At 59.3% G+C, this 12,078-nt stretch carries 12 protein-coding genes and 1 other RNA gene; 7 read left to right on the top strand and 6 right to left on the bottom strand.

Annotated features, from left to right (window positions below):
• Positions 1–20: 20 nt before the first annotated feature.
• The gene (gene parC / locus ACP15S_RS15275; RefSeq protein WP_425040502.1) at positions 21–2,318 is read right to left on the bottom strand and encodes a DNA topoisomerase IV subunit A; all 2,298 of its coding nucleotides are present in this window, start codon (positions 2,316–2,318) and stop codon (positions 21–23) included.
• 163 nt (positions 2,319–2,481) lie between these two features.
• Between parC and ACP15S_RS15270 the strand changes: the two genes are divergently transcribed.
• The 4 genes from ACP15S_RS15270 to ACP15S_RS15255 all read left to right on the top strand — a co-directional run bounded on the left by ACP15S_RS15270 (position 2,482) and on the right by ACP15S_RS15255 (position 4,798).
• A complete protein-coding gene (locus tag ACP15S_RS15270) occupies positions 2,482–3,075 on the top strand; it encodes an SH3 domain-containing protein (RefSeq protein WP_425040501.1) in 594 nt (197 codons plus the stop codon).
• 37 nt (positions 3,076–3,112) lie between these two features.
• Positions 3,113–3,943, top strand: coding sequence for an SDR family NAD(P)-dependent oxidoreductase (locus tag ACP15S_RS15265; protein WP_425040500.1), 831 nt, complete (start codon positions 3,113–3,115; stop codon positions 3,941–3,943).
• A 76-nt stretch (positions 3,944–4,019) separates the two neighbouring features.
• On the top strand, positions 4,020–4,223 hold the full coding sequence (locus ACP15S_RS15260) for a twin transmembrane helix small protein (protein ID WP_425040499.1): 204 nt from the start codon (positions 4,020–4,022) through the stop codon (positions 4,221–4,223).
• A gap of 2 nt (positions 4,224–4,225) precedes the next feature.
• The gene (locus tag ACP15S_RS15255) at positions 4,226–4,798 is read left to right on the top strand and encodes a cob(I)yrinic acid a,c-diamide adenosyltransferase (protein ID WP_425040498.1); all 573 of its coding nucleotides are present in this window, start codon (positions 4,226–4,228) and stop codon (positions 4,796–4,798) included.
• A 17-nt stretch (positions 4,799–4,815) separates the two neighbouring features.
• On the opposite strand, the gene ACP15S_RS15250 is transcribed toward ACP15S_RS15255, so the two are convergent.
• The 4 genes from ACP15S_RS15250 to nudC are packed head-to-tail and all read right to left on the bottom strand — an operon-like array spanning position 4,816 to position 8,564.
• Positions 4,816–6,222 carry an FAD-binding oxidoreductase gene (locus ACP15S_RS15250; RefSeq protein ID WP_425040497.1) on the bottom strand — a complete coding sequence of 469 codons (1,407 nt, stop codon included), beginning with the start codon at positions 6,220–6,222 and terminating at the stop codon, positions 4,816–4,818.
• 31 nt (positions 6,223–6,253) lie between these two features.
• On the bottom strand, positions 6,254–7,045 hold the full coding sequence (locus ACP15S_RS15245; RefSeq protein WP_425040496.1) for a DUF4198 domain-containing protein: 792 nt from the start codon (positions 7,043–7,045) through the stop codon (positions 6,254–6,256).
• Between the two features lie 54 nt (positions 7,046–7,099).
• Positions 7,100–7,567 carry an SRPBCC family protein gene (locus ACP15S_RS15240; RefSeq protein ID WP_425040495.1) on the bottom strand — a complete coding sequence of 156 codons (468 nt, stop codon included), beginning with the start codon at positions 7,565–7,567 and terminating at the stop codon, positions 7,100–7,102.
• A gap of 49 nt (positions 7,568–7,616) precedes the next feature.
• Positions 7,617–8,564: an NAD(+) diphosphatase gene (nudC, locus tag ACP15S_RS15235; RefSeq protein WP_425040494.1), complete on the bottom strand. Its 948-nt coding sequence runs from the start codon at positions 8,562–8,564 to the stop codon at positions 7,617–7,619.
• A gap of 85 nt (positions 8,565–8,649) precedes the next feature.
• On the opposite strand from nudC, the gene ffs reads away from it, so the two are divergent.
• The 3 genes from ffs to ACP15S_RS15220 all read left to right on the top strand — a co-directional run bounded on the left by ffs (position 8,650) and on the right by ACP15S_RS15220 (position 10,996).
• Positions 8,650–8,748: signal recognition particle sRNA small type (gene ffs, locus ACP15S_RS15230), an RNA gene on the top strand.
• 173 nt (positions 8,749–8,921) lie between these two features.
• Entirely contained in the window at positions 8,922–10,322 is a 1,401-nt protein-coding gene (locus tag ACP15S_RS15225; RefSeq protein WP_425040493.1) for a selenium-binding protein SBP56-related protein, read from the top strand.
• Complete coding sequence (locus ACP15S_RS15220; RefSeq protein WP_425040492.1) at positions 10,322–10,996, top strand: hypothetical protein; 675 nt, start codon at positions 10,322–10,324, stop codon at positions 10,994–10,996. Before ACP15S_RS15225 ends, ACP15S_RS15220 begins: the two co-directional genes overlap by 1 nt.
• A gap of 208 nt (positions 10,997–11,204) precedes the next feature.
• Here ACP15S_RS15220 and ypfJ read toward each other — a convergent pair whose 3' ends face one another.
• Positions 11,205–12,044 carry a KPN_02809 family neutral zinc metallopeptidase gene (gene ypfJ, locus ACP15S_RS15215; protein ID WP_425040491.1) on the bottom strand — a complete coding sequence of 280 codons (840 nt, stop codon included), beginning with the start codon at positions 12,042–12,044 and terminating at the stop codon, positions 11,205–11,207.
• Positions 12,045–12,078 lie beyond the last annotated feature (34 nt).

The following is a 12,078-nucleotide window of genomic DNA, read 5'->3' as shown; positions in this document are numbered from 1 at the left end:
TAAAATCCTCGCAACTGGTCTCAGGTGAACTTGTTATCTCTCGGGAAGCCGCGCGGCGCCATTCGGCCGGCGCTGGCGCGTTTGGCGGTCCATTCGGTCAGGTCAGCTTCTGTTCGCGTGCGCCCGGCCGGGTCCTGCCAGGACAGACCTTCCACACGCGTAAAGGTCGTGGCATCGCTCAAACCGCCGTCCTTGTACTTTTGCAGGCGCACGCCCTTGCCGCGCCCCATTTCGGGCAATTCCTCTAGCGGGAAGACCAGTACTTTGCGGTTTTCACCAACCACAGCCACATGATCGCCCTGAACGGGTTTGCACAGCGCCGCGCGCGTTTCACCGCGCACATTCAGGACCTGTTTGCCTGCCCGCGTCTGCGCCACGACCTCTCCCTCAGGCACCACAAAGCCATCGCCAGCAGTAGATGCGACCAGCAGTTTGCGGTCAGCCACGTGGATAAAGAGCCCGATGATCTCTGCTTCATTGGGCAAATCAACCATCAGCCGCACTGGCTCGCCCATGCCGCGCCCACCGGGCAGGTTGGCCGCTGATATGGTGTAAAACCGACCATTCGAGCCGAACAGCAGAAGCCTGTCTGTCGTTTCGGCATGGAAGATGAAACGCGGCCCATCTCCATCCTTGAACTTCAGCTCGCGATCCAGCGCGATATGGCCCGTCATAGCGCGGATCCAACCCATCTGAGAACAGACGACCGTGATTGGCTCACGATCGATCATGGCCTCGATGGGGACCTCCTCGAAATCGCCCGCATCTGCAAAGACCGTGCGCCGGGCACCGGCCACGTAATCCTTGCCAAAGAGCTTCTTGGCTTCTTTCAACTGATCGGAAATGGCCGCCCATTGAAGGCTCTCGTTTTCCAAAAGGTCTTCGAGGCCAGCACGCTCCTCCATGAGCGCTTCCTGCTCACGCACAAGCTCCATCTCTTCGAGGCGCCGCAACGAGCGCAGCCGCATGTTGAGAATGGCTTCGGCCTGCACTTCCGTCAGCCCGTCTCCGCCGCTGGCGGGCGGCGAAACATAGTCGCTCTCATCTGTCGCCCGAACAAACTCACGGCCCCAATCTTCCCGCATCAAGGCGGCCTTGGGCTCGTCATCATAGCGGATGATATCAATCACACGGTCCAGATTGAGGAAGGCCACGATCAGCCCCTCAAGGACTTCCAGACGATGATCGATTTTCTCCATCCGGTGCAGAGATCGACGCTGCAAGACCTCGCGGCGGAAATCGAGGAAGGCGCGCAGCACTTCCTTCATCGAGCAGACCTTGGGCGTGACCCCGTCGATCAGGACGTTCATGTTGAGCGAAAACCGCACTTCCAGATCAGAATTGCGGTACATCATGCCCATCAAGACCTCAGGATCGACGTTTTTAGAACGCGGCTCCAACACCATCCGGATGTCATCGGCGCTCTCATCACGAATATCCGCCAGAATGGGGATCTTCTTGGTCTGGATCAGCTCGGCAATCTTCTCGATCAGCTTGGATTTCTGCACCTGATAGGGGATCTCGGTCACGACAATCTGCCATTGACCGCGTCCCAGATCTTCAACCTCCCACTTGCAACGCAGCCGGAACGAGCCGCGCCCGGTCCGATAAGCCTCCGCGATGTTATCCTTCGGCTCGACGATCACACCGCCAGTGGGAAAATCAGGGCCCGGCACGTAGTTGAGCAACGTATCATCGCGCGCATCCGGTGTTCGGATGAGATGCAGACAGGCCTCTACCAATTCGGCGATATTATGCGGCGGGATATTCGTGGCCATGCCAACGGCAATCCCCGACGCTCCATTGGCAAGCAGGTTTGGAAACTCGGCAGGCAAGACCGCAGGTTCTGTCAGCCGCCCGTCGTAATTGTCCCGAAAATCAACCGCGTTTTCATCAAGGCCATTCAAAAGCGCTTCAGCGACAAAGGTCATCCGCGCCTCGGTATATCGGGACGCCGCCGGATTATCGCCATCGATATTGCCGAAATTCCCCTGCCCATCCACGAGCGGGTAGCGGACGTTGAAGTCCTGCGCGAGGCGCGCCATGGCGTCATAGATCGCCGCGTCGCCATGGGGGTGGAAATCGCCCATGGTATCGCCGGAGATCTTGGCAGACTTCAGGAATTTGCCGCCAGACGCCAAACGAAGCCTGTGCATGGCATAGAGAATGCGACGGTGCACGGGCTTGAGGCCATCACGGGCGTCCGGAAGGGCGCGATGCATGATGGTCGAGAGGGCATAGGTCAGATACCGCTCGCCCAGCGCACGGCGCAACGGCTCAGAGAGGCTCATGGATGTATTATCGGACGTGTCGCTCATGGGACTCGTCTATCGCGCTCGTTTGGAACGGTAAAGCAACAGGGGGAATTCTGAGGCCAAAAAAACATGCGATGTGGGGACGAATCGGTTATTCGTTAACGTACAACGCATGGCTGCCAACAACATGCGGTTCATATTGGTGTTTGTCTCAGGGAGATGCGTCGTGTCGCGCTTTGTCATTTTGTCTTTCATCTTCCTGGGCTGGTCATTCTATGAACTCTCGGGCGGCGCGGATTATGAACCCGCAGAGCGCGCTGACACCGTTTTCGCACCTGTTGTGGCCCGTGTGTCCGCCTCTCCCTTGGACACGGTCGCTGACGCCTCCTCTGCCCAAGTCACGCCAGAGGAAATCGTCACAGCCGCAAAGCCGGCGACGGCCAAGATCGTGCCGATTGCGTTCCAGCCTGACAGCGTCGCAGACACGACCGAAGCGCTCGTTGAGCCTGTCAAAGCGTCTGTTGTGACAGAGACGGATGTCCGTCCGGCCCCCGCAACGTTTGCAGAGCGCGTGGCGGCGTCGCGTGAAAGCGTCGTGCTGCCGGTGCAGGCACCAAAGGACCTGCGCCAGATCACCGGAAACCGGGTCAATATGCGTTCAGGCCCCGGAACGAGCTTTTCCGTCGTCGAAAAACTTCTGAAGGGGACAGAGGTTGAGGTCCTGTCCGATGAGGGCGATGGGTGGCTGAACATCCGCACGCTGGAAACGGGCGTCGAGGGATATATGGCGGATTGGCTGGTCACGGCCGCCACTCAATAGCTTGTCTGCACCTGCATGACGGGCTAGCTGCGCGGCCATGACGCAAAAGACACTTCTGATCACGGGATGCTCTTCGGGCATTGGATATGACGCGGCCCATGGCATGCGCGCTGCGGGCTGGCGCATCTTTGCCTCCTGCCGCAAGGAAACGGATTGCGCCCGCTTGCGCAGCGAAGGCTTTGACGCGCCCAGAATTGACTATGAAGACCCCGCCAGCATCGAAGCGGGCCTTGGAGAAGTCCTGAACGAAACTGGGGGGCGCCTTGATGCGCTGTTCAACAATGGCGCTCACGGCACACCCGGCGCCGTAGAAGACCTCCCCACACAGGCCCTGCGCGAGATTTTCGAAAGCAATTTCTTTGGCTGGCATGAACTCACACGCCAGGTGATCCCCGTCATGCGCGCTCAGGATCATGGGCGGATTGTCCAGAACTCCTCTGTACTTGGTTTCGTCACGCTGCGGTGGCGCGGTGCGTATAATGCCACGAAGTTCGCCCTTGAGGGGCTGACCGATACACTGCGGGTCGAGATGGCGGACACCAACATAAAGATCATTACCATTGAGCCCGGGCCCATCACTGCGAAAATCCGGCAAAACTCGATCCCGCATTTTGAACGCTGGATCGATTGGAAAGCCTCGCCACGCAGGGCCCAATATGAAGAGAGCCTGCTGCAACGCCTCTACAAAGACAGCGGCCCGGATCCCTTTGAGCTTCCAGCCTCCGCCGTCACGGGAAAACTGCGCCATGCTCTCGAAAGCGCGCGCCCCAAACCGCGCTACTATGTGACGACGCCGACCTATGTCATGGGTACAGCCAAACGGCTTCTCCCGACGCGGGCCATGGATTGGCTACTGCGCAAAATCTGATGTGGCATTGCTGAAATTCGGGTTCGCTTTTGCCAGCGCCGCCGCTACATGAGCAAAACCACGCAGAGGGAAAGATATGCGCGACGACCCACTCTTTATTGTCATAGCCGTTGTGATGCTGGCCGTTGTTGGCATTTTGCTTTTTGGCATCGGTAGTTTCGCCAAAGGCGGCGAATTCAACAAGAAATACGCCAACAAAGCGATGCGCTGGCGGATCATTGCACAATTCGTGGCCGTGGCCTTGATCCTGTTGTTTGTCTGGCTGCGCGGAGAGGGCTGAGCATGGTTGTTCTGAACAAGATCTACACAAAGACCGGTGACGCAGGCGAAACCGCGCTTGGAAACGGTGCGCGGGTGGCCAAGCATTCCATGCGCGTGACCGCCTATGGGACGTCAGATGAACTCAACAGCACCGTTGGCGTCGCGCGTCTGCATGCCGATGGCGAGATGGATGCTCAACTTGCCATGATCCAGAATGATCTCTTTGATCTCGGCGCCGACATGTGCACCCCCGACATGGAGAAAGATGCCGAGAAGGAATACCCGCCCCTGCGCATGGCCGCCGAACAGGTCACCCGGCTGGAAAACGAGATCGATGCCATGAATGCCAAACTCGAGCCCTTGCGCAGCTTCATCCTGCCAGGCGGATCGCCTTTGGCTGCGCAATTGCACATCTGTCGGACCGTGGCGCGACGCGCGGAGCGGCTTGCGGTGGAGTTGGCCACGATGGAATCCGTCAATCCCGACGCGGTCAAATACCTCAACCGCCTGTCAGATTGGTTCTTCGTCGCAGGCCGGATCGCCAATAATGATGGCAAAGACGATGTCTTGTGGGTCCCCGGCGCCAACCGCTAATTGAGGTCCAGCCGTGCTTACGACCTGGGCAAAACCTTGCCCGGGTTGAGAATGTTGTTTGGATCCAAAGTCGTCTTGAGCGCGCGCATCATCTCCAACGCCACGGGGTCCTTGCGGCGCGCCATGGTTGAGAGCTTGGACAATCCAACGCCGTGCTCGGCGGAAAAGGAACCGCCGCGCGCCATGGCTTCACTTTCAATGGCTTCGACGACGCTATCCTTGAGCACTGGATCATCCCTGTTGAGGCTGACGGTATAGTGGATATTGCCATCGCCGAGATGGGCGCATGAAAAACTGCTCGCGCCTGCATTGAACGAAGGCAATCTAGCTTCCATGGCCTCCATGAAATCCGCGACTGCATCCAATGGCAGCGCAATATCCGTATTGACCAGCGGATTGCCGTCAAACGTGATTTCGCCCGCCGCTTCCCGCCGCTTCCAGAACGCTGTTCTTTGCGCCTCATTCTGGGCCACGACGGCCTCGGAAATCAGGCCTTCTTCCAGACGTTGCATCAAGACGCGCTGCAAAAGTTCCGCCAGATGCGGGCTGCCATCGGGCCCTGCCTCCGCATCGCGTGGCGCTGTGCTTGCAAGCTCCAGCATGATGGTCACCGGATATTCGCGCTCGAAGGGAAGCGCCGCGCCCGGGTGCACGGCGTCATAGCGCCGGTTATAAACCGCGGGCATGAACTCAAAGGCGTCGACTGCGCCACCGCTCTCTTCTTGCAGGATGTTGAGCAACTGCAAGGCATCGCGCAGCGAGCCCATCCCGACAAACGCGGTTGCGCGCACCTTGGGCGCTGGGAACAGCTTAACGACCGCCGCCGTGATAATGCCCAGGGTGCCCTCGGCACCGATCATCAAATGTCGCAAATCATAGCCGGAGTTGTTCTTGTGAAGCTGGGTCATCAAATCCATGACCTCGCCCTGCGGCGTGACAACTTCCAAGCCCAGACACAGATCCCGGGTGGACCCATAGCGCAGGACATTTGAGCCGCCCGCATTGGTCGAGAGCATCCCCCCGATCATGCAGGACCCACGGGCGCCGAACGTCATTGGAAAGATCAGGTCATGCTCGGCGGCCGCGTCATGCAAGCTCGACAAAACAACACCCGCCTCGACCACGGCGACGCGCGCGGCGGGCCGGATGTCCCGGATCTTGTTGAGTCGCTCCAAAGACAGCATCAACGCGCCTTCGGCATGGGTCCCGCCGGTAAGTCCTGTATTCCCGGAGACCGGAACTACCGGTGTGCCAGTTGCATTCGCGTATTTGAGGATAGCGGCGACATCCTGCGCGCTCCCGGGCCTGAGGACCGCCCGCGGATGCGACGGGTAGTCACCGGTCCATTCCTTGCCATATCGCGAGGCATCGTTTCCGGTCAGGACATGACCGGCTCCAAGAAGCGTTGTCAGATCGTCAAGCATTCCAACTCCTGGTGCAAATCCTGGCCCCGGCTCAAGGCAGGGCAAATGTCAGCGAGGCCCAGAGGGATTCCCAGACAGGATCGTCCTCTTCCAAAGCCTTCATCTCCCGGATGACCACGGCGTCGACAAGATAGGCATGGCCCGCTTTGACAGGCAAGCGCGCAATCCCATCAGCATCGGTGCGATGATAGGTGACGGCGACTTCGCCATCCGGCGCTTTCTCAAAAAGCTCGACCTGAGCCTCCGGTCGCGGCGCGTCCTCATAAAAGACCTGCACCGGCATTTCCGAGAGGTCCTCGGTATAGGGGTTGGCCAGTGCGACGATCTCTGTCGTCAACCCGACGACACGATCCGCGCCTGCGCCGTCACCGACGGCAACAAGGCTCTTTCCGTAACGGGAATAGCGCTCGACAAATCCAATCTCCGGCAAACCACGCGATTTGTGCACATCCAGCAAGGGCAACCAATCCTTGTGCGTCAGAAAATTCTCGAACTGACCTTCCATGGAATACTTGATGTACATATCGCTCGTTTCATGAACGATCACGGCTAGACCATCTGACGGCGCAGGCATGGACAGGGCAGGCCTGTCTCCTATCCGCCCTTCCACCGGCATGGCATTTGGCCCCATGACAAGGTCAAACCGTCGGAAGTTGCGGGGATTGAACGTAAACGCGGATCCGCCGAAAGCCTCACCCACACGCACGTCAGCGACCACCGGCGCACCGCCGGGCACCTGAAAGTCATGCGGTTCGATCCAGAATTCATGGGCTGAGGCGGGCGCGGCCAGCATCAGAAGGGCAGCAAGAACGTTTTTCATCATGCTCGTTAGCCTAGCGCATCCGCGCGCGACAACAAGCACCCTCACGCAGGTGTTTCAGGCCAATCGCGCGGCGCGCTCTTCAATATCGCGGGCGAATTGGGTCATCCTGACCGCGAACTTTCGATTGATCTTGCTTTTGGCCAGTTTCATGGACTGCACGAGCAATCGCGCGGACAATGTATTGGCTTTCAGCATGGCATTGGTTGTCACCCGTGTGTGCGCTTTGGACATCTGAACCAAATCGACAGAAAAGCGCGTGGCAAGGCCCCCGGTCACGGATTCAAACACCATACGCTGAGGCGCATCGTATTCCACAAGCGTGATATCGGAGGTGCGCTTGCGCCCGCGAAACTGAAACACCGCTTGCCATCCCATGCCCGGCGTGGGCGTTACATGCGCCGTGGTGCGCCGCACTTCGATCCCGCGCCTCAAGGCTCTCTTTTCGATAGCGTCCACATCAGAGAGCACCGCGAAAACCTCGTCGATCGTCGCGTTGATATCTTCCTTGGTGGTGAATTCCATCGCCTGCTTCCCTGCTCAACCATGCGTGGTAATTGGGGGCACCTTCGCGTCAATCAAGGGTGTCTGCAAGCCAGTTGCGCAAGAGAAAATGCGCAATTGCACCTTTTCGCGCCGGCTTGAGTTTGGGATGTGTGCCTGCGAAAGCCTCCGCCATTTCCTCCCGCGAGACCCAAAACGCATCTTCGATCTCGTTGGGATCGATCTTGATCGCACGACTGGCGGCCTCGCCCCGGCACCCAAACATCAAAGACGCCGGGAAGGGCCAGGGTTGTGATGCAAGATACGACACGGCACCCACCTCAACGCCTGTCTCCTCAAACGTTTCGCGACGCACTGCGGCCTCCAGCGTTTCGCCAGGCTCCACGAAACCCGCCAGCAGCGAATACATGCCATCAGGCCAGCCCGGCGAACGCCCCATCAGGACCGCGTTGCCATGAGTGATCAACATGATGACGACAGGGTCCGTGCGCGGAAAGTGTTTGGCGGAACAGACTGGGCATTGCCGCTCCCAACCCGCCATGATCATGTCCGACGCCGCGCCACACTTGGCGCAAAACCTGTGGCTCTCGTGCCAGCCGAAGATAGCCTTGGCGGTAGCGGCCAGCTCGGCATCGCGGGGGGTCAGCTGGGTCATGATGCTGCGCAATTCGGCGAAGACATGATCCTCCGGGAGGTCAGGATGGACCTGCAGCGTCGGGTCCAGAAACTGGTTGAGCTGCGCTTCGTCGAGCTCCTCTGGTACCCAATGGGCCAGCTCATGGGCCAAGATCGCGCCAGTGTCGTCGCATCCCAGCAAGATCGGTGCGCCTGCCTCCGCGAGGACAGGATGATCCATGGTGAGCCGAACGAGCGCGTCGTGACAGATCAATGGCTTGCCGCGCCACAAGAGGATCGTCACGCTGGTTGGATTCGCAGCCACAGCTGCGACGTCGCTGCGCAACTGCGCGGCCCGATCCAGGCCGGATCCTCCGAATGTCACGGTTTCTGCGTGTCGCATGATCTGCCTCGTCATTTCTTTAACCGCAGGCTTGGCATGACACCTGGCGTCTTGCAAGCAAGCGGCGAGTTGACTAAGTAGCGCGTGAGAGGTTGGCGCGGGCGAGCGCCTCGCCAACCCGGTCAGGTCCGGAAGGAAGCAGCCGTAACGAGCCCCGCTTGGGTCGTTGTCCAACCTCTCACCTTCACACACCTCCAGCACCACCCGGGAGAACACGCGTTCTCCATTTTGCGGATTTTCGAGAATTTCGTTGATCGAATGCGGGAATCACAACACGCTGGTGTTGCGAAGGATGCGCAACGCCGCACAACGAGCACTGCCGTCCTTCTTTTTTATGGTCAACGGGAGGACGACCGAATGAACTTAAGACCCGATCCGACATTTCACCCGACAGCTCAGCTCGCCATGCAGGCGCCCGTTGAAAACTTCGGTTTCACCGTGATGCTAAGCCCGGATGGATCACAGCCCGACGGGCTTGCGGTTGTCGATCTGAACCCGAACTCGGAGACCTATGGCCAGATCGTCCATCAAGTGATCATGCCCTATAAGGGCGATGAATTTCATCACTTTGGATGGAACGCGTGCTCATCGTCGCTCAGCCCACTGACAGGCCATGCCTTTCTGGAGCGCCGCTATCTGATTGTGCCGGGCATCCGCTCCAGCCGGATCTATGTCATCGATGTGAAAGAGCCCCTAGAGGCGAAAATTCACAAGATCATCGAGCCAGAGGAGGTCTTTGCCAAGACCGGCTATTCCCGCCCGCATACGATCCATTGCGGCCCCGAAGGCATCTATGTCTCCACACTCGGCGGCGGCGGCGAGGACGGGACCGACGGCCCACCCGGCATCTTCATCATGGATTGCGAAACTTTCGAGATCATCGGTCAGTACGAGATGGATCGCGGCCCCCAGGACAAGCACTACGATTTCTGGTGGAATCTGCCGCAGGATTACATGGTCTCCTCCGAATGGGGCCTGCCGCCGCAGTTTGAAAACGGCGTCGTGGCAGAAGACCTGCTCAGCAACAAATACGGCCACTCGATCCATTTCTGGGACCTGCGCAAGCGCAAGAATGTCCAGACCATCGATCTGGGCGAAAACCATCAGATGGCCTTGGAGATCAGGCCCGCCCATGATCCCAAGAAGTCCTACGGTTTTTGCGGCGTCGTGGTGGACACAACCAACCTGCAAGGCGCGATCTTCACGTGGTGGAAGGGCGACGACGGTACGTGGCAAGCCAAGAAAGTCATCACCATCGACCCACGCCCCGAGGACCCCGAGAACTTGCCGCCCCTGCTGCAAGGCTTTGCCGCCGTGCCGCCGCTGGTCACGGATATCGACCTCAGCCTCGATGACCGCTTCCTCTACGTGTCTTGTTGGGGCTTGGGCGAGATGCACCAATATGACGTCTCCGACCCGTGGAACCCCAAGCTCGTGGGCAAGGTCGAAGCGGGCGGCATCGCCCGCGGCACGCCCCATCCCAATGGCAAACCCCATGTCTACGGGCCGCAGATGGTCGAGGTCAGCCGCGACGGCAAACGCGTCTATTGGACAAACTCGCTCTATTCCACATGGGATGAACAGTTCTACCCCAATGACGAAGGGGGCCAGATGGTCATGGCAAATGTTGGAGAAAACGGCGGTCTGGAGCTGGATCCGAACTTCTACATCGACTTTCCCAAAGGCTATCGCAGCCACCAGATCCGGCTGGAAGGGGGCGATTGCTCCACTGACAGCTTCTGCTACCCCAACGTCTGATGGGGATCGAAGATCTGACAGTGACGGCCCTGTGGTGGGCCGTCATTCTCTCGGGGTTTTACCACGGCGTGAACCCGGGCATGGGATGGCCACTTGCCGTATCTTCAGCGCTGATGGAAGGACGCGGAAAAGCCCTGCCCAAAGCGCTCGTTGCCTTGGCCGCCGGGCACTTCTTCGCCATGATGGCGATCCTTCTGCCCTTCTCGATCGTGGCCTTCCTCGTCGATTTCGAGGCCCACATTCGCGTGGGCGCAGGGCTCATCGTCGTGGCCATGGGCATTTACCTCATGATCAACAGACGACACCCCCGGTTTCTTGCCCGCGTGCCACCCACGAAACTGGCACTCTGGTCCTTCCTCGCAGCGCTGGCCCATGGGGCAGGCTTGATGCTTGTGCCGATTTATCTGGGCCTCTGCGGTGTTGAGGACACTGGGCATGCGGCGGCACAGGCTCTGATGGGCAATTCCGTTATCACGGCTCTGAGCGTTGCAATTGTGCACACATTGGCGATGACGCTTGCCGGCGGCATGCTTGCCGTTGCCATCTACATCAAGTTTGGCCTGCAAGCCGTGCGCAAGACATGGTTCAATCTTGATGTCGCCTGGGCGGCCTCGCTGGTGATCGTGGGCACGTTTGGCTTGGCTCATCCCCTGATGACGCTGACGCAATCCTGAGGCCCCGGCCTTGCGGGGAATAGCCTGCGGTTATTCCCTGTGAATGGCAGCCCGGGACATGCGATCTTACGGACACGCAGAGGCAATACCCAGATAACCTCTGATACGACGGACACCGTCCTCTGAAGCCTTCGATCCGTGTGACTTCCTCAGCCCCTGTCACATAGAACGGAGGCTTTCTTTCTTCCATTGTGCGGACTTGGAACGCCTACAGCTGGCGCGCGCCGAACGTGTCACAGCGGTTCATGTCACCACTGCTGTAGCCGCGCTCAAACCAGCGCTCTCTTTGATCAGAAGTGCCATGCGTGAACGTGTGCGGCTGGGGCACACGGCCTGCGCGGCGCTGGAGGTGATCATCGCCGATCATGCGCGCGGCATTGAGCGCTTCCCTGAGATCGCCCGGCTCCAACAACCCCTGCACTGCCCGCGCCCAGACGCCAGAGAGGCAATCTGCCTGCAACTCAAGGCGTACGGTGAGCGCATTGCTCTCCTCCCGGCTGACCCTTTGGCGCATTTGATTAACGCGCGGCAGGATGCCCAGCTCATTTTGCACGTGATGGGCAACTTCGTGTGCGATGACATAGGCCGCAGCAAAATCGCCGCGCGCCCCGAGCCCGCGCGAGAGCGTCTCAAAAAACTGCGTGTCGAGATAAGCCTTGTTGTCTGCGGGACAGTAAAACGGCCCCGTGGCGCCAGACGCGCCACCGCATGGCGATTGCGTTACCCCCGAATAGAGCACAAGAACGGGTGGCCTGTAGGGCTGGCCCACTTGCTGCGGAAAGACCTTGGACCAAACGTCTTCAGTCGTCGCCAGAACGCGCGAGGAGAACTCTGCCGCGCGCTGCTCTTCGGCGCTGATCTCTTGTGGCGCATTGACCTGCCCCCCGCCCTGCTGTTGCAACAAAGGCGTGACATCAATGCCTGTGAAATACCCGATGGCCAGAAGCGCCACGAGGCCCAGTCCACCGATCTGGATCCCACCACCCCGACGCCTTTGGCCACGTCGGTCTTCAACATTGCGGCTCCCCCGCACCCCGCGCAATCGCATGACACACCTCGCTTTTGTCAAAACACTGCGGCCT

Source organism: Primorskyibacter sp. S187A, from assembly GCF_049800955.1.
Lineage (GTDB): Bacteria > Pseudomonadota > Alphaproteobacteria > Rhodobacterales > Rhodobacteraceae > JAKVBH01.
This window is presented reverse-complemented; position numbering and strand designations above follow the sequence as displayed.